This is a genomic window from Nonomuraea sp. CA-141351 (assembly GCF_050944675.1).
In the GTDB taxonomy this organism is placed as follows: domain Bacteria; phylum Actinomycetota; class Actinomycetes; order Streptosporangiales; family Streptosporangiaceae; genus Nonomuraea.
In genome coordinates this window covers 1,779,189-1,798,238 of sequence record NZ_CP191982.1, presented here as the reverse complement: position 1 = coordinate 1,798,238, position 19,050 = coordinate 1,779,189, and the positions used below count along the sequence as shown (strand labels likewise).

Genomic DNA, 19,050 nt, shown 5'->3' with positions numbered 1-19,050 from the left:
TCAACGTCCAGCAAGGTGAGGCCTTGCGGGTAGCTGCTGCCCTGCGGAATGGCCGGGCCGCGGCGGTTCGGTGTGCTACGACCGCGTTCTGGTGATCATCGTCACTTCCGGGTACGGCTTCGACGCGCCGGTCAGCAGGGCCGACGGGCGCTCTGCGAGGTGACGGTCGAAGAACGCCACGGAGTAGGCGTCGACGATGGCGAACCCGCGCCCGCCGCCGATCGGGCCGCTCATGCCGAGCCGGGGTGTGAGCGGCGACCACAACGGAGCGTCGGTGAAGTTGAGGTGGAACATCCCCGGGATCTCCACGTAGTAGCCGTCGCCCGGCAGGCCGTCGTAGACCGCACGCATGGTGCGCCGGGTGCGTGCGATGTCCTCCTCCGGCCAGCCACCGGCCCGCTCGCGTTCCAGGCGCATCGTGCCGGCGTCGCGGGTGATGAGCATGGTCGGCTGGCGCAGGCCCTTCCCTACCACGTCCGCGGGGAGGTCCACATCCATGATGAGGCACGCTTTCAGGCGCGCGTCCTCCAGGCACGCCTTGGCGGCGTTCATCCCGCCCAGGGATATCCCGAAGACCCCGGCGCGGTGCAGATCGAGGCGGCGAGTCAGGAGGCGGTGGGGGTCGTCGGCGTCGAGCCCGGCCAGCCGGTCGAGGGCGAAACTGACATCCTGCGCGAAGTAGGGGATGATGCCGTTCGGCAGGGCCTGTCCGTGGAGAGTCGGCGCCGTCGGCCGCGGGGTGACGCTCTGGGTCACCAAGGGTTGCATCTCATCTCTCGGCCGCCCCGGTATCAGCCGTCCGCCGGGGAGCCGTACGGCCGCGACGGCGCCTGGCTGGTCGAGCCCCACGACGACGTAGCCGTGCGAGACGAGCTCTTCGATCTGGAACGTGCCGGCCGCGCGGAATCCGTTGAGCCCGGTCAGGTAGACGAGTACGGGGTAGCGGGCCGGCCGGCGTGCGACGGGCGCGCCTTCAACGGCATGCGTGGTCACGTACCGGAAATGGGTCAAAGCGAAGTCCGGGAAGCGGAACAGCTGCGCCATCACGGGGGTGACGGCGTCGGCGTCCGGAATGTACGGGGCGTGCGGGCCTGGGACGTCCTTCTCGGCCGGGTACCAGACCTGGGCCAGGAGTTCACGATGGTCGCCGGGGTCGGCGGTGAAGAGCTCCGGCCGGCTCGCGTCCACCCAGTGATACGTCGTGGTGCCGATACCGTACGGTCCGGTCGGCGCGCGGAACCGGAACACCGGCGCCGCCACGGGCAGCGCCACGGAGACGGCGAGCGCGACCGCACCCACCAAGGTCCCGAGGACGACGACGAACCGGCCCGGACGCACCGCGCGGCCCACCCACCACGTCAAGGGCAACAGCCCGGCCAGCACGTACATCGGGATCAGCGGCCAGCGCGGACCCTCCACTGTCGCCTGGACGACGGCCGCCGCCGGCGCCAGGAGCAGCAGACAGCCCGCCAGGCGCCACCCGCGGAGCCGGGGAACCGCCAGCACCGTGAACGCCACCAGCCCGGCGAGCGACAGAACAGCTTCATACGGTCTCATGGAATCGGACTCCCCGTCCTGGCGAGCCGCGCGGCGGCCTGCGACGGACTGGTCAGCGGGTCACGGTCAGCGACAGGGCGGGGCGAGCCCTGCCGCCGCGGTGCGAATGAGCGGCACGCCGAGCGCGCCGGGGCGCCTCGGTCGACGATCTGCTCCACGATCAGACGACCAATGGCGCCGGTGGCTCTGGTGATGAGGACGGTCATGACCAGCCCCTCCTTACGGATTGAGCGGATGAGACGCCGATGGCCTCGCGCGCTCGCGGTCCGGCATCGAGGAAAGCGGCCCACGCGCATGGGGGCGCAGCCGTGATCTCACGCCGTCTCGTTTCGTTCGCTCTCCTGAGATGGTCATCGGGACCGGCGTGTGACGTCGTGCCGGACAATGTGATCGGTGTCTCACCTCGCCATCGCTCCGTGTCGCGACTGAGGGTGTCTTGACCACAGCCCTCGTACGCACTTGCAAGTGCGTACTTGCCGCCCGCCAATCACTAACCAATAGTTAGCGATGAGCTCGGCTCAGCAACAAGGAGGCACACCATGCTCGACGCGGCGTCGCGCAGCCAGATCACCCTCGGGACGACCACCGTCACCTACCTGCCCGACGGCGAGGCGCATCTCCACCCCGCCGTCATCTTCCCCTCGGCGGGGCCGGACGGCTGGGCCGCCCACGCGCCCTACCTCGACGCCGACGGCCGGCTCCCGGTCAGCATCGGCTCCTTCCTCATCGACACCGGCGCACACCGGATCCTGGTGGACCTCGGACTGGGGGCGGTCGACTTCGAAGTACCGCAGATCGGCTCGTTTCACGGTGGCGCGCTGCTCGACAGCCTGGCCGCCGAGGGCCTGCGGCCGGACGACGTCGACACCGTCGTCTTCACCCACCTGCACCACGACCACGTCGGCTGGACCACCGACCTCGCACCCGCCCCCTGCAACGAGCCCGCCAAACCGGAGCGGGGCCTCACCTTCGCCGGCGCGCGGCACCTCGTGGACCGCGCCGAGTGGGACCACTGGCACGGCACCGCCGAGATCACCGGTCCCGACCCGCTCGCCGTACAGGAGCCGCTCGCCGAGGCCATCGAGTTCGTACGGCGCGGCGAGCCGATCGTGCCCGGCGTCCTGGCGATCTCCACCCCCGGACACACCCCCGGCCACCTCAGCCTGCTGATCACAGACCCGGGCACGGACCGACGGCTGCTCGTCCTCGGCGACGTCATGCACACGCAGGCGCAGGTCAGCGAGACGCACTGGAACTTCCTCTTCGACGTCGACGCCGACCAGGGCACCAAAACCCGCCGCGCGCTGCTGGAGGACTACCAGGACGAACGCACACTCATCGCGGGCGGCCACTTCGCCGGCGAGGTGTTCGGCCGGTTCCTCCCAGCGCGGCTCCAGCACCGCTGGGCCGTCGCCCGCTGACAGTCATGCCTGTGTCACCACAGGTCGGGCTCGCGCCCGGCGTCGGCAGCCTCGCGGGCCCGTTCAACGTCGTTGATGTAGCGCTCGGCCCAGGCCCGGATGGCGTCCATCGGCTCGCCCAGGGTCCGGCCCAGCGGCGTGAGGCGGTAAGTGACACCCCGATCCGGGCCGGGACGACGGAGGACCAGCCCGTCGCGCTCCAGGCTACGCAGCGTCTGGGCGAGCATCTTCTCGCTGATGCCGTCGACCCGCTCGCGCAGTTGCCCGAAGCGCAGCGGGCCGTTCTCCAGGGCACCGATCAGCAGCACACTCCACTTGTCAGCCAGCCTGTCGAGGGCCTGGCGCGAAGGACAGACCGCACTGTAGACGCTGGCCAGGTGGCCGTCGGGCAGACGGGCGCGAGAAGGCCTCCGACTGCCCGGACGCGGACGGGGCACCGGCGTGCTCGGCATGACCATAAGCTAACCAACAGAAAGCTCCCTGGGCAACCCCAGCCGGACCGGCGTATCGCGCGCCAACTACCGCCGCATCACCGATCCAGCTGGATTGGGCAGCCCCGGGCGTACGCCGACGAGACCGGCTCGGCAACGATCTGGCCCCCGAAGGTCAGACGTTCTTGATCATTACTCCGTCGATGAGATACTCGTTGCCGGTGATGTTGATGGGCGAGGCCAGGAACGCGATGAGCCGCGCCACCTCCTCCGGTGCGGCGATTCGGCCGGTGGTCGCCCCCCGAACTGCTCGGCGATCACATTGGTGAGCGCGAACTTGGATACGTTTCGGCGAGCAGGGTGCGGACGAGCGCCAGGCCGATCCCCTTGCTGCCGCCGGTGACGACCGCGGTCTTACCTGTCAGTTGCAGATCCACTGGGTGTCTCCTCTTCCCTGGCCGCAGCGGGAGCTGCGGTGCGGGTGAGTTGCGGGTGTCGTGCCTAGTTCGCCGCCGGCAGGGCCGACGTGCCCGTGCTCTGCTCGGCGCGCGGCCGGAGGCCGATCCAGATGAGCGTGACGCTGACGAACGTGACGATCACGTTCACGGTCAACGCCAGGTGGATACCGTTCAGTTCCGACGCCTGGGTGGCGGCGATCGCGCTCAGAATCGGGATGCCGACCGTGATGGCGACGTTCTGGGTCATCGTCGTCAGGCCGGTGGCCAGGCCCTGCTCCTCGTTCGGCAGGCCGGAGGTGCCGGTGACCGTGTAGGCCACGATGGACGTCACGTGCCCGAAGAAGCTGATGAGCAGTGCCGGGATCAGGACGGCCAGCCCCAGCCGGCCGGAGCCGATGAAGATCAGCGGGACCGTGGCGAGGCTCTGCACGGCCAGGCCGGCCGGCAGTACCTTGCGGTAGCCGTAGCGGCCGATGAGGCGACCGGCGATCGGGCCCGCGAGCACCGCCGCCAGCCCGGGGACACCGAAGATCAGGCCGGTGACGAGCGGGTTGAACTTGAGGACGTTCTGGAGGTACAGCGTCATCATGAAGATCATCGCCGTCTCCATGCTGAACACCACGAGACCGGCGTAGTTGCCCCACTTGACGGTCGGGCGCCCCAGGATGCGGACCGGGGCGAGCGGCGCGGCCGCGCGCAGCTCGATCACCCAGAACGCGGCCAGCAGCGCGATGCCGATGACACCCACGAGGATGCTCTGCTCGATGATCGCGTAGACGACGGCCAGCAGACCGCCGGTCACGGTGATCGCGCCGGGCACATCCAGTCTGACCCGGTCGGGCAGCTTGCTCTCAGTGATCAGGAACGGTGTGAGCGCGAGGATGACCACTGCCACAGGCGCGTTGATGAAGAACGCCGAGCGCCAGCTCAGCAGGCTGACCAGGGCGCCGCCGACGAGCGCGCCGATGGTGAAGCCACCCGACAGCAGCGCGCCGTTGAGGCCCAGGACGCGGTCACGAGTCGCGCCCTCCTCGAACGTGGTGGTGAGCAGGGACAGCGAGGCCGGGATGGACAAGGCGGTGGACAGCCCCTGGAGCGCGCGGGCGGTCAGCAGCATCTCGGGGTTGGTGGCGAAGCCGCCCAGCAGCGAGGCGGCGGCCAGCAGGATCATGCCCGCGATGAACAACCGGCGGCGGCCGAACAGGTCGGCCAATCGCCCGAACAGGAGGGTGAAGCCCGCCGCGGGCAAGGCATAGGCGGAGGCGATCCAGGGCAGCGCCGTCAGATCCAGCCCGATGCCCTCGCCCACCTCCGGCAGCGCGACGTTCAGGATGGAGAAGTCGACGGACAGCATGAACCCGGCGCCGAGCAGGATCAGCAGGATCAACCGCTGCCGGCTGGTGAAGCGGGGCGGTGAGGTCGTGTCAGTGGTCAAGAGACGGTTCCCTTTCTCAAGAACCCGGTGTGGTGCAACATCGGTCCGGTCCGGCCCGGTCGAAGACGCGTCCCCCGGGGGGGCGTCGCGGATCTCCCCCGGCGACCGCCGCGGGTTGCGGCCGTCGTGGCCTTCGCGGAGAGCTGGGCATGCAAGGCGTCGTGCCGGGCCGCCCATAGTGATCCATCCGGAAGGGGACGGTCGGCGGGCCGGGCCCGGCTTCACTCGGTTTCATGGCAGGCTCAGGACACCCCGCGGCCCGAGGTATGTGCCGTGAGCCCCTTTTCCAGACCTGCCTTCGGGTTCACTCACGAAGGCAGGTCGTTCGTGCCCCGGTCCCAGCGGGGGGCGAGCATCTACTACTGGCGGGCTAGCCCCAATGCCAGAAAGTTAAGGGTTCGGGCTGTGGGTCAAGGGTCTGTGATGAGGATGTCGATGCTGATGGTGGCCTTGTAGCTGGTCCGGTCGACGGTGCCCTTGGCGTTGTATTTGGAGATCGCACGTTTGACGACGCGTGGCCGGGTCCGGATGCGCCGGGCGGGCATGAGGTCGGCTAGAACGTGGCGGCCGATGGTGCCAACGAGGTCGATGACGGTGTCGGCGATGATGCCCGTGGCTTGGATGACGAGGTCGCGGGCGGTGTGCAGGGCGGTCGTGAAGCTGGCCCGGTCAGGGTCGATCTCGGGCTGGGTGCCGGTGGCGTCGGCCATCGCCAGGCGCAGGAGTTGGTAGGTGAGTAGCAGGGCGTAGATCTCCTGGTCGATGCCGTCGGGAGTGCGGGCGCGCAACACTCGACCGCCGAGGATGGTGGATTTGATCTCCAGGAAGGCTGTTTCGATCTCCCACCGCTCGTGGTAGAGCGTGACCAGTTCGGCGGCGGGGTGGGTGCGATGATCGGTCAGGGTGGTGACCAGCCGGTACAGGCTGGTGCGGCGGCCGGTGGCGGTGGCGATGGTGATCTCGCAGTCGATGACGCGGACCGCGACGGTGCCCAGCATCGACCGGTAGGAGCCGTCGGCCAGGCGGCGCAGCACGGGCAGCCGGCGGCTGTTCTTGATACGGACCAGTGTCTGGGCACCGGTTGCCACGATCGCCGCTATCAGGGACTGGTCGGCGAAGCTGCGGTCCAGCAGCACGATCATGCCCGCGTGCAGGCTGCGTAACAGACGCGGTGCATACGTGGTCTCTCCGTGCGCGGTCGTGCCGAACACCGCGTCCAGCAGGGCGCGGGTGCCGCAGGAGACCAGTACCAGCAGCCGGATCTGCGGATAGCCCGAGCCGCCGTTGTTGCAGCGATGCTTGGTGAACCTGCTCAGATTGGCCGCAGTGTCGGGCGCCGCCATGGTGGTGCCGTCGATCGCGCAGATGCGCAGTCCCCGCCACCACACGCCTGTGGTGGCGATCCCCGCGGCCGGGCCACGCAGCAGCTCCCACAGCCACCGCACCGGTTCGACACCCACCCGTCGGCGGGCCTGCACCAGCGCAGCCGCGGTCGGGACGGCGAGCTTCAGTCCGGTCAGCCCGGCTGTCAGCCGCTGCCAGACCTGCCGCCACCCCAACTCGGGGAACAAGCATCCGGCCAGCAGCAGATACACCACCACCCGCGAGGGCAGATCCCGCACCCGCACCTGCGTCCTGCCGGTGCGTGTCAGCGCCTCATCGACCATTTCGAACGGAATGAGCCGGGTCAGTTCACCCAGATGGCCGGGCGCGAACGCGCCTGCGGCCACCACAACATCACGACGCATGACAGACTGGACATCCAACGGAGCTCCCGCCGAACAGTGATCTTGGTCGACACCGTTCTAGCAGGAGCTCCGTTGTCGTCTTCACGAGCTTGACACGGCCGCCACCACGTTAACTAAGCGGCATTGGGGCTAGCCCTGTTCCAATTCGGCCGCCTCGGCGATGCGCTTGATCGCCGCCAGCCGCCTGTCCCACTCGGCCGCGACCGAGGCCATCCACTGCGCAGTCGCATCCAGCGTCGTGGGCCTCACCGCGTACCGCACCTCCCGTCCCACCCGGCTGCCGGACACGAGCCCGGCGGCGTCCAGGACGGCGAGGTGCTTGACGATCGCCTGCCGCGAGACGGGCAGCCGTTCGGCGAGCGTCGTCGCGGTGGCCTCGCCCTGCGCGGCGAGCAGGTCGAGCAGTTTGCGTCGCGTGGGGTCGGCCAGGGCATCGAGGACGCTGCCGACCTCCTCGACGGCGCCGCGACGTTCCTCTGTGGTCATCCGGCCTGTTCGGCCCGGTTCTTCAGCGCGTCGAACACCAGAGACCAGCCGCTGGTGTTGAACCGCACCGCCTCGTCGCGCAACTCCTCGGACGTGCTCAGTGCCGCGAACCCGCTCTCGACCACGCGCAGACGCGTCTTGTCGCCCTCCGAGGTCAACGTGAACTCCACCAGGGTGCTGTTGTCCTCACGCAACTCCTGGCCGGGGAACGCACTGGCCCAGCGGTACGCCACGTACGTCGGCGGCTCGACCTTCTCCACGCGCACCGAGACCTCACCGAGATTGGGGTTCTGCGCGACCAACGACGCGCCCTCCTCGGCCACGGTACCGGCCACGGTCGCCTCGTCGGCCACCCAGAAGCCCGGCGTGGCGACGAGCGACCACACGCGCTCCAGCGGTGCCGCGATCAACGTTTCACGCTCGATCCGGTCTTCACTCATGAGAAGGACTCCTTCACTGTGGACATAAGACGCAACCTATAGTTGCATGTCACACCAGCAGGCGCAACCCGTGGGTTGCACTTGCGTTGTGCCGCCTAACCGGTGAGAACGCAGATCCCCGTGGAGACCCTGGCCTCGTCCGGTTCGGGGCTTGTCCTGGCATTGGTGGCGGCGAGTCGGCCCCTATCAGAGGCGCTGGCGGGTCGAGGTCGCCGACGGTCCGCGAAGAGGGTGGGCATAGCAGGCACCGCAAATACGCCCGGTTCGACCTGCGCCAACTGCGCTACAGGCCGCTACGTCCGCTGCGGAGAGGAAACCTCCGCCCGCGCCGAGCACGACCCCGTCGCACGCTGTCTATGCCGGAACTTCCCGCCCAGTGCTAACAGGATGACCGCCCCGAGAATGAGCACACCGAACTTCCTCGAAATCGTCCGGGCCAAGGTGCCGTGCCGCAGGTCAGCGCCTGTCCCTTCCGCTGACTTCATCTGGAAGGGACATCCAGCTGTAGATCGTGATCCTCGTCGTTTGTGGACAGATCGCCGCTTGCCGTGCAGGTCAGCTGACTCGCAGCATCCTGACGACCGCGATGGCCTCATCCAGCAAGTCGATAGGACAGCCCCAATAGTCATAGATGCCGCCTCGGGCGCGGTTGCTGCCGCAGATGACGAATACGCCGGTCCCCAGCTCAACCTTGAGGTGGGTGGCCAGCCAGCCGACGAAACCGCTGTTGTCCACATGGCCGGCGAAGTGAAAGGAGAAGATGCCGAAACGTTCGACACCGTCGCGTTCCTGGGTGAGCGGGACCAGGCGGCTCCAGCTCTCCTGGTCCCGGACGACGGCCAGTGTCTCGCCGGTGAGCGCCGGCGGTTGGTCGGCCGGAAACTCTTGAAAACACCAGACGCCGTCATGCACGACGAGGTCAGCCTGGGAGATCACACGGCGGAGCCGCTCCTCTGTCTGTTCCGCAGTCTCAATACTCACACTGACCATCAGCGGGCCTCCTTGATGCCGTGATCCCACTCGGGGATCAACGCGCGGTCGCCTTCCCTGGCGGAACGAAGGCTCCTGACAGGGCAACCGCAACGCCTCCGCCGCCTTGTCTATTCCACACGAAGGTCTTTCTAGCTGCGGAACCCATGACGAGTAGAACCACGATTTTCCTGATCGTTGGGTGGCTTGTCTTCGGTAGTGGCTGGCGCGGGCTCGGTGACGGCGTCGCCAGGCGGACGTCAACATTCCGATACCGGCGGCGCCTGGGCTGCGCGTGCATCCCGGCCAGGTCAGATTCTGCATGTCAGACGAGCGAATGCACCGGTCTTCTTCCCTCCGATGATTCTTCGTCCGCGGCCTCCGAGGAGGAGAACGGCAGACGGACAAGGAATCGCACGCCGGGGTGGACATTCTCGACCCTGATGTTCCCGCCATAGGCTTCGGTTATCTCCCTGGCTACGGTGAGACCGACGCCGGTGGCGCCATATGTGGTGCGTCTGTCGGTGTCTCGCTGGTGGAACGGCTCGAAAATCCGCTCGCGATCGCCCTCTCGGATGACGTCACCGTCATTGCTCACGCTCAACATGACAGATCGCCCGTGGCAGAGGACGGCGATCGAGACGCTGGTGGCTGCGAAGGCTGCCGCATGATCGATCAGGGTTGTCACGATCCTCGTCAGCAGCGAGAACGATCCGTCGACAATCGCCCCTTCCGTCAGCTCCATCTGGATATGGCAGGGAGGACGTATCCGGCTCGACTGGCGGCGTGCAACGTCGGCGGCCACCAAGCATGCCATGTCCATGGACTGATTGACGGCGTCCGGGCGGCCTGAAATCAAAGTCAGCACGATCAGGTCAGCGACAATCGCTTCCAGCCTTCTGAGTGTGTACAAGGCATTGTGGACGGCTACGGGCGCGTCTTCCGGGTGCATGTGAGCCTCCTCCAGATTGGCGCGCACTCCTGTAAGCGGAGTAAGAAGCTCGTGGGTGGCGTTGGCGGCCACTCGACATCCAAGTTGATGCCATCGCCCGTCCGCTGATCCAAGGGTCAGGTGCTTCGCCTGGACCCGGTCATGTGACGGCCTGGTTTCTCGCAAGAGGTCGCTGATCATGGCCTCCAAGCGGGTGAGGGCGTGCAGAGCCCCGTCAACGGCCACGGACGCGTGCTGTGGGTACAGACCGGCCTCCTCCAAGTGGACGCGCACGCCAGTTAGAGCATTGAGAAGCTCGTGGGTGACATCCGGGATGGTCGAATGCGTCCGATCCCAATGACTTCGCTGTGCCAGAAGACCCGCCCCCGGCTTGAGGAGTGCGGTGCAATTGCATGTGCTGTTCATGGTGCGCCCCCTGATAGCCGCTGACGCGGCGGCTGTGATCGTTCGATGGCACAAGCCTGACCTCGGGAGCCACCCGTATGGGACCGATGAATTACCTCGAGCACTACCTATGTCACCCAGACAGGTAGCGCAGCCATCACGAGAGCCCACCGCAAGAGGCGGCCTCGCCGAAGGCGCCGATGAGGTGTTCGCCGCCGCTGCAGATGCCCAGGATCCACACTTCACTCGACGTTGAGGACGATCTTGCCGGTGGTGCGGCCGGTCTCCCCAAGGCTGTGTGCCTTGGCGGCCTGCGAGAGGGGGAGGACGGTCTTGATCGTGGGACGGAGCCGGCCGGTGGCCGCCAGGTCGGCGATGGCGGTCAGGGTGGCGTGGTCGGGTTCGACGAGCATAAATCCGGCGCGGATGCCGAGGGTCGCGGCGTGCGGCTTGAGGGCGTCATCGGCCGGTGAGACGAGCGAGACCAACGTTCCCCCGGCGCGTAGCACGCTCAAGGAACGGGTCCCGTAATCGCCGCCGATGGTGTCGAGCACGACGTCGACGTCCTGGACGGCGGTGGTGAAGTCCGTGGTGGTGTAGTCGATGAGTTCGTCGGCGCCGAGTCCGCGCAGGAAAGCGTGCTTGTCGCGGCGCGCGGTGCCGATGACGTGGGCGCCGCGGGTCTTGGCGATCTGGACGGCGATGTGCCCGAAACCGCCGGCGGCGGCGTGGATCAGGACCCGGTGGCCGGGCTGCAGGTGCGCGGTGTCGAAGAGCGCCTGCCAGGCCGTCAGCGAGACCAGCGGCAGGGCCGCCGCCTGGATATGGTCGATGTTGGGTGGTTTGCGGGCGAAGTGCCGAGCGGGCGCGGTCACGTACTGCGCGTACGCCCCGGCTTGGTGGGGGAAGCGCGGCATTCCGAAGACGTGGTCGCCCTCCTGGAACAGCGTCACCCCCACACCGACGTCCTCGACCGTGCCCGAGACGTCCCAGCCGACGGCGGGTGGATCTTCCCATAGCCCGAGGCCGCCGCTCGCCCGCTGCTTCCAGTCGGTCGCGTTGACCCCCGCCGCGTGGACCCGCACCAGGATCTCGCACGGTCCGGGTGCGGGCCGGGGCAGATCGGTCTCCCGTAGGTGCTCTGGTCCGCCCCATGAGTCCACGATGATCGCCCGCATCCACTGGGTGCTCTCGCTCATGCCGTACGTGCTCCTCTTCGACGTGCCGGACGCCCGCTGCGCGCGGCCGATGGCCAGTCTGCAACCGGAGGCAGGCGGTCACCATTTGGCTGAATGCCATTTTGTGCCAGGATCTGGCCATGCATCGTGTAGTCGTTCTCGCGCTCGACGGCGTCATCCCGTTCGAACTGGGCATTCCCTCAAGGATCTTCGGCGAGGCCACCGGGCCCGGCGGCGAACCGCTCTATGAAGTGATCACCTGCACCCTCGACGGGCGACCGGTGACCGGCAGCGCGGGCTTCACCATCGGCGTCGAGCACGACGCCGATGCACTCGCCGACGCCGGCACCGTGGTGATCCCGCCGTCCGATGCCCTCGGACCGGCGCGCGAGCACGGCCTGTTGCCCGAACCCGTGGCCGAGGCGTTGTCCCGCATCCGGCCGGGCACCCGCATCGTGTCGATCTGCACGGCATCGTATGTGCTGGCCGCCGCGGGACTGCTGGACGACCGCCCGGCGACCACGCACTGGCGGGAGACAGAGCACTTCCAGCGCACGTTCCCCCGCGTCAAGGTCGATCCCGGTGTCCTGTTCGTCGACGACGGCGACGTGCTCACCTCCGCCGGCGCCGCCGCCGGAGTGGACCTGTGCCTGCATCTGGTCCGGCGCGATCACGGCAGCGAGGTCGCCAACCGCGTGGCCCGCGGCTGCGTCGTGCCCCCGTGGCGCGACGGCGGCCAGGCGCAGTACATCGAACGGCCCGTCCCCCCACCGTCGCAAGCGACCACCACCCACACCCGGGCCTGGGCGCTGAAGCACCTGGACCGGCCCGTTACGCTGCCCGAACTCGCCGCCCACGCGCAGACAAGCGTGCGCACCCTCACCCGCCGATTCCGCGACGAGGTCGGCATGACGCCGGGCCAGTGGCTGATCAGGCAACGAGTGGAACACGCCCGGCACCTGCTGGAGAGCAGCGACCTGGCGATCGACCAGATCGCCGGCCAGAGCGGATTCGGCGCCCCGTCCTCCTTCCGGCAACACTTTCGCGCGGTCATCGGCGTCTCACCCGCTACCTACCGCCGCACCTTCCACGCCGAGACCTGACCGTCCTCGGGACGGCGCAGCGCGGCCGCCACGACCGAGGTGACGCCCATCCCCTCCACCCCGTCCACTTCGGGAACCACCATCACCAGGCCGTCGTCCTCCGAGGTCAGCGCGACCGGTACCTGTCCAGAGCGACGGAGCGGAAGTCGCGTGAGCGCGATCCAAGCCGCGACTGGTGGGCTTCCCGGACAGGAGGCCCACCAGTTGGGTCGCAGACGCAGCACGCGGAGCTCACGGGGGCCGCTGATGACGAGGTTTCAGCACGTCGGCCACATCGTCGGCGTTGTGGCCCATCGCGCGGAACCCGCACCACGTCAGCGGTCTCCCTTCGGCTTGGCGGTGAGGTTGGTCAGGAGGGAGGGGCGGCCCTTCGGGGGGCGCGTACCGCGTCCCAGTCCTTATTTGTCGTATTTGTCGTATTGGCAGCCACACGTGGCTTGGAGATTCACGACGGTCAAGTGATCGGCCGGGTCGGCTGTGACTCTCGATAGGACCCAGCTTGAGACCTCGAACCTGACCGACGACTTGTAAGTGATCCGACCGTCGCTGTGGTGGTAAGCGCTCACATATGTGGTCAGCTCGCCCTGCGGGGAAAGCGCCCAGGTCTCACCTTTGCTCATGGGCACCGTCACTGCCATGCTCTGCGTGTCCGTGTCGGTCTTCGTATTCGCGGTCGACTCCGAGTGGGCGTCTTTCCAAGTCAGGTCGAATTCGGGGGAGAATTTCAAGACATCTTCGATGGCTGTCCATTCCACTCCACCGCCAAACGATTTTTGAAAAATCCCAGTTCTTGGCGAAGGTCTCTGTCGCGGAACGCGCGTTGGCGTAGGAGTACGAGAAGGTGACGCTCTCTTTGTCTTTTTCCGCGGTAATGACATTGGAGACGGTGGAGTGGTCGATGTAACTGAACCTGTGGAAGGTCTCCCAGGTCACGACGTAGTCCAGGCCCGACGGGCACTTAACGGTGCCTATCGCCGTCGACAGCGACAGTAAGCATTTGTGGACCACTGGCGGCATGACGGGGGAGGGTGACAACGCACCATCGCCAGTACCGGACGAGCTGCTGCCACTACCGGACGAGCCGGTACTGCCGTCGCTGGACGTCATGCCGCCCCCGAGCACCGCGCCGCCGCTGCCCGAGCCCGGGCACGTCTCCTGGAACCCCCCGCCGCATGCCAGATGCTGACCGGTGGGGTCGCTGAACGTTACGGGGTTGTTCTGGGAGTAGCTGTAGCCGTTGAGGGTCTGCGGTTTGTCGGTCTCCAGCAGCGGGTCGACGCTGAGGAACCGGCCGGTGCCCGGGTCGTACTGCCGGGCGCCGAGGTGAGTGAGCCCGCTGTCGGGATCGGCGGTCTTGCCGAGGAAGCCCTTGTCGTCCGGCCAGGCGGTGGCCACGGTACCGCGGGGCGCGCCGAAGGGGGTGAGATAGCGTTTGGTGATGGCCTGGGTCACGCCGTCCAGAGCCAGGGTCGAGGTGCCGTGGCTGTCGGCGGCGAGCCAGCTCAGCGAGGGGACACCGGGCTGGGTGGTGCGTTCGGCGATGACGGGGCCGTCGCTGCCGTGGGTGTAGGTGCGCACCGCCCAGGTGAAGGTCCCGTCGCTGGTGGTCTTGGTGTGCAGTTCGGTGCTGCCGAGGTAGACGACCGTCTCGCCGTCGCCCGCGGTGGCCCGGCGAATGAGCAGGTTGCCCTCGGAGTCGTAGAGGTAGCCGGCCGCGTGGCCGCCCTCCGCGGCGGTGGCGAGGTTGCCCTCGGCGGTCCAGGTCAGGGTCTGCTTGGTGGTCGCGGAGATCGGCCGGGTGGTGGTGTTGCCGGTGACGTCGTACGCGTACGTCGCCGTGACCCCGTCGCAGCTCGTCCCGGTCGTGGTGGCGGTCAGGGTGTGCGGCTGGGCGGCCTTGGTGTAGCAGGACAGCGTCGTGGTGTCGCCGCCCGTCTTGTGCTGGGTCTCGGTGAGCCGCAGCCCGGCCTGGTTGTAGGTGTACCCGGTGCTGTACGGCGCGGCTCCCCCGACGGCGGTGCTGGCGCAGTCGGCGTTGGCCGGGGTCCACCCGCCGGTCATCCGCTGGTAGCCGTCGTAGCCGAAGCACTGGGTGTCGGGTGCGGTGGGTCCGCCGAGCGTGGCGGGATCGCTGATCTTGGTGACACCGCGATCGCTGCCCCCTACGGGTTTCCACCAACGGGTGCGCGTGCCCGCCCGCCATGCTCTGTTCCGTGTCAAGGTCCACCTCAACGGCGTCGTGATAGCCAGGCGAGCGAGATCCGCCGCCGCAGAACGTATTACGCGATCGATCCCCGCGGCGGCTACGGGGTGTCGCGGCCCCCATGAGCTGCCGATTGTGTCCGGTCGCCGCTCCTGACCTGCGGTGTTGACGTCCGCGGCGGCGTACTGTCCAAAATGGAGGAAGTTCCAGATCGGACGGCAGGCGGCGGCCCCCGAGTCCCGGCGGCGTCCGTGGGGCAGCGACGCCTGCCGCAAGACGGCGGCAACAAAGTGACCATCGGCTGGGACCGCACCCGCACACGCGCACCGGCATGATGCCGGCGCCCCGGACGGCGGCGTCCGCCCTCGGCGCCAACTGTCCCGTGGTGCCGCGGAAATCGTACTGGGAAAGCGTGCGGGGAATTGGCGTGACCGGTGGGGGAAAATGTCCGATGCCGCGGGCCGAGGAATCTGCGCTATCGATTCACCGGTTGCTCGGCGCGCGGGGCACGGTGGCCGCTGGGGAATTCTCCGAAATCACCCGGAACGCGCTGAGGCGCCCGCGCGAACTCGGCCTGATCTACGAGGACGGCGGCTACATCGAGCCGGCTCGACTCTGCGAGGCTTCTTCAGGGCCCGTGGCTAATTCATCATCCGTGTGTTCGCGGGACTCCGGGCCGGCGGAACGGCGGGGCGAGACAGGGAGTCAGGAGGCGCACGATTCGATCCGCGTCCATCTCCGCGGTCGGGCCCAGTTCGAGCACGTAACGGCTCATGATCAGACCGAGGGTGATGGTCAGCGCGGTCGCCGCGCGCTCGGTGGCGTCGGGTCCGCCGATGTACTGGGCCAGCCGTCCGACGAGCTCGCGCTCGACATACTCGCGGAAGGTACGCATCGAGACGGGGTCCCGCTGGACCTGCTGGAGCAGCAGAGTCAGCGGCCCGCCCAGTTCGGGATCGTCCCACGTCGTCAGGACCGCCTGAACGATCCGCCGGGGCACCTGCTCGGGGTCGCCCTCCAGCGCCTGGGCGATGACCTGCCCAGGGCTGATCGCCAGCGCCATCGCCGCCCCGAACAGCCCCTGCTTCGAGCCGAAGTGATAGCTGATCAGAGCAGCGTCCACGTCGGCCGCCGCCGCCACCGCGCGCATCGTGGTCGCGACGTAGCCGTGCTCCAGGAACAACATACGCCCCGCGGACAGGATCCGATCCTTCGCGTCGGAGCCTCCGCGGGGTCGTCCACGGAATTTATTCATCAGCATTGAATATAATGCGCGCCGGCCGGATCGTAGCCTCATGGCTACATCCCAGACACCCGCCCCCCAGCACCAGGAGTCCCGGCTGGGGGCACCGCTCGTGGCGGCAGCGGCGGTCATCACCGCAGCGGGGGCGTTGTATCCGTTCTCTGGCGTCGTCGCCCTTGTGGTCGCCGTGGTGGGCTTGGTGGCCATAGTGGCGACCGTCCGCACTCGACCTGCGCGGACCGAACGTGTGCTCGGCCCCTACGTCCTGGTGATCGTGCTGACCCTGGTAGCTGATACCGCACGGTTCAGCATCGACTATCCGGCGCGGCTGGGCAGCGCGGTCGGCTGGGCGACGGCACCGCTCGATGTCCGGACGTGGTTCGTGGGCCTCGTCGTCGCCCCGGTGACCATAATGCTCTTCGGCGGCTATCTCCTTGGCCGCCGGTTGCCCGGTGCCCACATCGCGGCATGGTGGACCGCCTTGGCCGGAGCTCTCGATGGGCTGGCCTTCCTCGCCGTGGCCCCGACCACGGACTGGTCACAACCAGCTGTCAGCGTGGCCGCAGCCGCGGCGACCCTCGGCCAGCTGACGGCGGCGACCGTCCTGGTCCAGCGGCTTCTCCAGCCTTCCGCGACAACGTCCGCCAAGGTGACGAGCCTGCCCATGGACGCCCGGCGGCGCAACCTGTGGACCCTGCTCTTCCTCGTCCTGGTCGCCGTGTATGCCGTGTCGCTGCAGCAGCAGGCTGGCCTGTTGCCGGTCGGTGTCATCGTCGGCTCGATGGTCGGCGGCATGGTCGGCTGGAGGCGTACCACCTCTCGAGCTCCCGCGGACCCGGCCTTCCACGTACCGCTGTTCCTGCTCCTCCTCGCGCTCTTCTACCTGCATGTCGGTGAGGAGGCGCTGACCGACTTCAACCGGGCCATCGCCGAGATCAGCGGAACTCCATGGGCGGACACCTCCTTCACGACGCTCATCGGGCTGCTCGGTCCGGCGGTGTGGGTGTTCGCCGCGTGGAGCCTGTGGCGCCGGCAGGCGTTCGGCAACTTCGTGCTGTGGTTCCTCATCGTGGGGATGATCCTCGGAGAGCCGACCCACCTGGTCGTCTTCCCGGTGATGCGCATGGTGCAGGAAGGAGTGTCCTACGGTTACTTCTCGGGGATGTACACCGCGCTCTTCCCCATGATCCCTGCGATTCTGGCACTCCGCGCCATCCTGCGCACGCATCGCACCCGCACGGCGACACGCGCCAAGGAGACCCCCCGATGATCGGCTTGGCGGCCGGCACAGTTCTGGCGCACGGCTTCGGGGGGCCGGGCTGGTTGCACCCCCTGACTGGGTGGGACCACATCCTTGCCATGACGGCCGTCGGTGCGTGGAGCGCTCAACTGGGCAAACGAGCGCTGTGGATGGTGCCGGCGGGGTTCGTGGCCGCCATGGCGGCGGGTGCTGCGGCTGGGCTCGCCGGCCTGCGGATACCCGGACTCGAGCCGATCATCTCGGCATCCGTCGTGCTCCTTGGCCTGGCCATCGCATCGCGCCTGCGGATCACGACCATAGTGGCCGCGGCGGCCGTCGCGGCGTTCGGTCTGTGCCACGGATTCAGCCATGGTCTCGAATACGCGGCCCAGGACGGGAAAGCGGCATACGTATTCGGCATACTCGCCACCACGGCCGGGCTTCATGTGGTGGGCGCGGTAGGAGCGCTGCTGGTCGCGGGGTCTCCGGGTGGACCGCGGTATCTTCGCTTGGCCGGAGCCGCCGCGGCGGCCGCCGGTCTGGGACTATTGCTGGCTGTCGTGTGACGGCCATGCAATTCCTCCCGCGACGTGTCGTGTGCCACGACCGCGCCGAAAGGGCTCGCGGAACGCCGGTCGGCCACGTCGGCGCGCGTTCCGCGTTGGTTTCCGCGGCGATTGCCCAGGCCGCACGCCTCACCAGCGTGGAGGCCGGCTACCGGCTTGGAAGCGATCGCGGTAGCCCGAACCATGGGAGCACGCTGGTGTCGAAGCGGGTCATGGCGCAGATCCGGTCGCCGGTGAGGGTGAGGACGAAAAGGCCGGTCCCGCGGCGGATTCCGGGAGGGGCGCTCAAGTACGCTCCGAACGCCGGCTGACCGTTGGCTCGCGTCGGCACGAGGTCGAACCTGCGGCCTGAGCCGAGGATGCCGGCGCAGAAGGCGGCCACCACATCCCGGCCCTGGTATTCCAGGGGGATCGGCGGCATCGACATGAAGACGTCGTCGGTCAGAAGGGCCACCAGCGCGTCGAGATCGGCGGACTCGTACGCGTTGACGAACTTCGCCACGATCGCATCCTCAGCGGGTGAGCCCGAGGCGGGAGGTGGTTCGCGGTCGGCGGCCGGTGACCATCGGCGCTGCAAGCCGGCGCGTGCCCGTTTGAGGGCGCTGTTGACCGATTCGACGGTCGAGTCCAGCATGTCGGCCACCTCGTTGGCGTGGAATGCCAGCACGTCGCGCAAAATGAGGACGGCGAGCTGACGAGGTGGCAGGGCCTGAAGGGCGGTCACGAAGGCCAGGGAGATGGATTCGGTCTGTTCGTAGCGGGCCTCCGGGCCGGGTGGCACGTCGATCGCGAGCTCCAGGAGGGCGTCGGGATACGGCTCGAGCCAGACGACTTCCCCGAGCCGGGTCGGCTCGGGCGGTTCGGCCCCTGGAATGTTCCACTCTTTGGCGGGTCGTCGGCTGGCCGAGCGGAGCACTTTGAGGCACTGGTTGGTGGCGATCCGGTAGAGCCAGGTGCGGAGCGAGGCGCGTCCCTGGAACCCTGCGAGGCCTTGCCAGGCGCTCAGCATCGCGTCTTGGAGGGCGTCCTCGGCGTCCTGGAATGAGCCGAGCATCCGGTAGCAGTGCACCTGCAGCTCCCGGCGGTACGGCTCGGTCAGCTCCCGGAAGGCGTCGCCGTCCCCGGCTCGCGCTCTTGAGATCAGGTCGGCTGTCGCCATCCTCACCACCTTCTTCCCGCGTCTTGTGGCGCTTCCATCCTGTTGTAGATCCCGGCCGAGGACTGAACTGGGCGGTC

Annotated in this window: 16 protein-coding genes; 4 read left to right on the top strand and 12 right to left on the bottom strand. The window is 68.1% G+C overall.

The features are described from left to right. Positions 1-75 precede the first annotated feature (75 nt). Positions 76-1,557: an alpha/beta hydrolase family protein gene (locus ACQPWU_RS08970; protein ID WP_433438337.1), complete on the bottom strand. Its 1,482-nt coding sequence runs from the start codon at positions 1,555-1,557 to the stop codon at positions 76-78. A gap of 539 nt (positions 1,558-2,096) precedes the next feature. On the opposite strand from ACQPWU_RS08970, the gene ACQPWU_RS08965 reads away from it, so the two are divergent. Next, on the top strand, positions 2,097-2,978 hold the full coding sequence (locus ACQPWU_RS08965; RefSeq protein WP_433438335.1) for an MBL fold metallo-hydrolase: 882 nt from the start codon (positions 2,097-2,099) through the stop codon (positions 2,976-2,978). Positions 2,979-2,992: 14 nt separating this feature from the next. Here the strand turns inward: ACQPWU_RS08965 and ACQPWU_RS08960 are convergent, their stop codons facing one another. The 8 genes from ACQPWU_RS08960 to ACQPWU_RS08925 all read right to left on the bottom strand — a co-directional run bounded on the left by ACQPWU_RS08960 (position 2,993) and on the right by ACQPWU_RS08925 (position 11,480). Next, positions 2,993-3,430, bottom strand: coding sequence for a winged helix-turn-helix transcriptional regulator (locus ACQPWU_RS08960; protein ID WP_433438333.1), 438 nt, complete (start codon positions 3,428-3,430; stop codon positions 2,993-2,995). 480 nt (positions 3,431-3,910) lie between these two features. Beyond that, positions 3,911-5,302, bottom strand: coding sequence for an MFS transporter (locus ACQPWU_RS08955; RefSeq protein WP_433438331.1), 1,392 nt, complete (start codon positions 5,300-5,302; stop codon positions 3,911-3,913). A gap of 410 nt (positions 5,303-5,712) precedes the next feature. Further along, the gene (locus tag ACQPWU_RS08950) at positions 5,713-7,050 is read right to left on the bottom strand and encodes an IS4 family transposase (RefSeq protein WP_433433055.1); all 1,338 of its coding nucleotides are present in this window, start codon (positions 7,048-7,050) and stop codon (positions 5,713-5,715) included. Positions 7,051-7,179: 129 nt separating this feature from the next. Beyond that, on the bottom strand, positions 7,180-7,536 hold the full coding sequence (locus ACQPWU_RS08945) for an ArsR/SmtB family transcription factor (protein WP_433438329.1): 357 nt from the start codon (positions 7,534-7,536) through the stop codon (positions 7,180-7,182). Then, a complete protein-coding gene (locus ACQPWU_RS08940; RefSeq protein ID WP_433438327.1) occupies positions 7,533-7,976 on the bottom strand; it encodes an SRPBCC domain-containing protein in 444 nt (147 codons plus the stop codon). Before ACQPWU_RS08940 ends, ACQPWU_RS08945 begins: the two co-directional genes overlap by 4 nt. 555 nt (positions 7,977-8,531) lie before the next feature. Continuing rightward, a complete protein-coding gene (locus ACQPWU_RS08935) occupies positions 8,532-8,966 on the bottom strand; it encodes a DUF6196 family protein (protein ID WP_433438326.1) in 435 nt (144 codons plus the stop codon). Positions 8,967-9,270: 304 nt separating this feature from the next. Continuing rightward, the gene (locus tag ACQPWU_RS08930; protein ID WP_433438324.1) at positions 9,271-9,969 is read right to left on the bottom strand and encodes a sensor histidine kinase; all 699 of its coding nucleotides are present in this window, start codon (positions 9,967-9,969) and stop codon (positions 9,271-9,273) included. A gap of 554 nt (positions 9,970-10,523) precedes the next feature. Further along, the gene (locus ACQPWU_RS08925; protein ID WP_433438322.1) at positions 10,524-11,480 is read right to left on the bottom strand and encodes an NADP-dependent oxidoreductase; all 957 of its coding nucleotides are present in this window, start codon (positions 11,478-11,480) and stop codon (positions 10,524-10,526) included. 119 nt (positions 11,481-11,599) lie between these two features. Here ACQPWU_RS08925 and ACQPWU_RS08920 point away from each other — a divergent pair, with 119 nt between their 5' ends. Then, positions 11,600-12,562: a GlxA family transcriptional regulator gene (locus ACQPWU_RS08920; RefSeq protein WP_433438321.1), complete on the top strand. Its 963-nt coding sequence runs from the start codon at positions 11,600-11,602 to the stop codon at positions 12,560-12,562. Positions 12,563-13,168: 606 nt separating this feature from the next. Here ACQPWU_RS08920 and ACQPWU_RS08915 read toward each other — a convergent pair. Continuing rightward, entirely contained in the window at positions 13,169-14,782 is a 1,614-nt protein-coding gene (locus ACQPWU_RS08915; RefSeq protein WP_433438320.1) for an RHS repeat-associated core domain-containing protein, read from the bottom strand. A gap of 632 nt (positions 14,783-15,414) precedes the next feature. Further along, the gene (locus ACQPWU_RS08910; RefSeq protein WP_433438319.1) at positions 15,415-16,020 is read right to left on the bottom strand and encodes a TetR family transcriptional regulator; all 606 of its coding nucleotides are present in this window, start codon (positions 16,018-16,020) and stop codon (positions 15,415-15,417) included. A 40-nt stretch (positions 16,021-16,060) separates the two neighbouring features. On the opposite strand from ACQPWU_RS08910, the gene ACQPWU_RS08905 reads away from it, so the two are divergent. Both ACQPWU_RS08905 and ACQPWU_RS08900 read left to right on the top strand, forming a co-directional pair. Next, positions 16,061-17,278, top strand: coding sequence for a hypothetical protein (locus ACQPWU_RS08905; RefSeq protein ID WP_433438318.1), 1,218 nt, complete (start codon positions 16,061-16,063; stop codon positions 17,276-17,278). Next, positions 17,275-17,814 (top strand): HupE/UreJ family protein, encoded by a 540-nt coding sequence (locus ACQPWU_RS08900; RefSeq protein ID WP_433438317.1) that lies wholly within the window; start codon positions 17,275-17,277, stop codon positions 17,812-17,814. The genes ACQPWU_RS08905 and ACQPWU_RS08900 overlap by 4 nt, the downstream gene beginning before the upstream one ends. Positions 17,815-17,962: 148 nt before the next feature. On the opposite strand, the gene ACQPWU_RS08895 is transcribed toward ACQPWU_RS08900, so the two are convergent. Then, positions 17,963-18,973: a sigma-70 family RNA polymerase sigma factor gene (locus ACQPWU_RS08895; protein ID WP_433438316.1), complete on the bottom strand. Its 1,011-nt coding sequence runs from the start codon at positions 18,971-18,973 to the stop codon at positions 17,963-17,965. Positions 18,974-19,050: the final 77 nt, after the last annotated feature.